The organism is Ideonella sp. P3_A4, from assembly GCF_056403075.1.
In genome coordinates this window covers 1-2240 of sequence record NZ_JBFUGE010000826.1, presented here as the reverse complement: position 1 = coordinate 2240, position 2240 = coordinate 1, and the positions used below count along the sequence as shown (strand labels likewise).

At 69.1% G+C, this 2240-nt stretch carries 2 protein-coding genes and 1 pseudogene; all 3 read left to right on the top strand.

Features of this window, described 5'->3' with window-relative positions; all coding sequences use genetic code 11:
* Positions 1-437, top strand: a pseudogene (locus tag AC1DYI_RS33250) (hypothetical protein); the annotation flags it as partial.
* Complete coding sequence (locus AC1DYI_RS33245; RefSeq protein WP_477208377.1) at positions 434-1414, top strand: HlyD family secretion protein; 981 nt, start codon at positions 434-436, stop codon at positions 1412-1414. The pseudogene AC1DYI_RS33250 and the gene AC1DYI_RS33245, both read left to right, overlap by 4 nt.
* Positions 1415-1470: 56 nt before the next feature.
* On the top strand, positions 1471-2240 hold a 770-nt coding region (locus AC1DYI_RS33240; protein WP_477208376.1), incomplete at its 3' end, for an ABC transporter ATP-binding protein.

The window sequence follows — 2240 nt, the reverse complement described above, 5'->3', positions numbered from 1 at the left end:
GTGCCACGCGTGAAGGGCCGGTGCTGGACCGGCTGCAAGGCGCGCTGATCACACTCGCCAGCTTCGTACGTGAGCACCATGCGTTGGTCGGCCGGTTGGCGATCGATGCGGCCAATGGCGAGACGGTGGTGCACGACTTCGTGCGTGCCAATGCGCCACGCCACCTGGGCCTGCTGATGCAACTGATGGCCGAGGCTGAAGCTGCTGGCGAGTTGCAGCCCACGCCGCCGCTGCAGCGCTTTGTGTTCTTGATGGGTGCGGTGCTGTCGCCGATGCTGGTGGCGCCCGCCATTGCCGCGCTGGGCGTTGCGCCGGCCATCGTGGGCGCCACGGTGCAAGCCCAGGTGTTGAGCGACGAAGCGATCGAACAGCGGGTGCAGCTCGCGCTGAGCGCGTTGCGCGCAACCCCCACCGCAAGGCCGAGGAAGAAAGCATGAATCGAATCCGGACGAGCGCCATCGCCATCAGCGCCATTGCCTTGCTCTCACTGTTGAGCGCATGCAAGGCACCCGCCGAATCGGGCTGGTCGGGCTATGTCGAAGGGGACTACGTCTACATCGCCGCGCCGGTGGCGGGCACCTTGAAGACGCTGTCTGTGCAGGCTGGGCAGCAGGTGGCCGTCGGCGCGCCGCTGTTCACGCTCGACGCGACGCCCGAGCAGGCCGCGCGCGCTGAGGCTGATGCGCGTGTGGTCGCCGCACAAGCCCAAGCCGAGAACACGACCAAGGGCCGGCGCGCCGACGAGATTGCCGTGGTGCGCGCCCAGCTCGCGCAAGCGCGCGCCCAGGCCGCGCGGGCCGAGACCGAGTGGCAACGCCAGAAGGCGCTGATCGAACAGAACTTCATCAGCCAATCGCGGCTGGACGATGCGACCACCGCCCGCACGCAGGCGCGCGACCGCGTGGCCGAGCTCGAAGCCAGCCTGCGCGTGACCACCCTGCCCGCCCGCATCGACGAGCGCGCAAGCGCCGAAGCGCAGGTCGAGGCCGCGAAGCAGGCGCGGCAACAGCTGGTCTGGCGCGAGCAGCAGACGCTGCAGGCCGCGCCTGCTGCCGGCCTGGTGGCCGACACCTTCTGGCGCGCTGGTGAATACGTGCCGGCGGGCCAGCCGGTCGTCTCGCTGCTGCCGCCCGAGGCGCGCAAGGCCCGCTTCTACGTGCCCGAGGCCGAACTCGGTGCGCTGAAGATTGGCCAGGCGGTGCAGTTGCGTTGCGATGGTTGCGGCGCGCCGATCGCGGCGCAGATCAGCCGCATCGCCACGCAGCCCGAGTACACGCCGCCGGTCATCTACTCGAACACACAGCGCACGAAGCTGGTGTTCCTGATCGAGGCGCGGCCGGCGCCGGCGGATGCGACGCGGCTGCATCCGGGGCAGCCGTTAGACGTGCACCCGGTCAAGTCGGAGGTCAAGTGAGCACGGGCCAGGTCGCGGACCGCCCGCATCCCTCCGGGGGATCGGCCGGCGCACCTGTGGCTCATGAGCTCGCGATCGATGTCAAAGGCCTGACCAAGCGCTACGACGGCCGCGCGGTCGTCGACAACGTCGCGCTGCAACTGGGCACCGGCCGCATCTGCGGTTTCCTCGGCCCCAATGGCAGCGGCAAGACGACCACCATCCGCATGCTCTGTGGCCTGTTGACGCCCGACGCCGGCGAAGGCACCTGCCTGGGCCTCGACCTGAAGCGCGACGCGCTGAAGATCAAGCGCCAGGTTGGCTACATGACGCAGAAGTTCGGCCTCTACGAAGACCTGTCGATCCGGCAGAACCTCGACTTYGTCGCGCGGCTGTTCGAGCTGGACCAGCGGCCGAAGCGTGTCGACGCTGCGCTCGAAAGGCTGGGCCTCGCGACCCGTGCACAGCAACTGGCTGGGTCGCTCTCGGGTGGCTGGAAGCAGCGCCTCGCGCTGGCCGCGTGCCTGCTGCACGAGCCGCGCTTGCTGTTGCTGGACGAGCCCACCGCCGGTGTCGACCCGAAAGCGCGGCGCGAGTTCTGGGACGAGATCCACCGCCTGGCCGCCGACGGCATCACGGTGCTGGTGTCGACCCACTACATGGACGAGGCCGAGCGCTGCCACGAGCTGGCCTACATCGCCTATGGCAAGCTGCTGGCGCGTGGCACTGAAGCCGAGATCATCGAGCAGGCGAAGCTGACGGTGTGGGCGGTGCAGGCGCCCGGTGATCCCTCATCGCTCAGCGGCTTGCTCGAACCGCTGAAGCATGCGCCCGGTGTGCTGAGCGT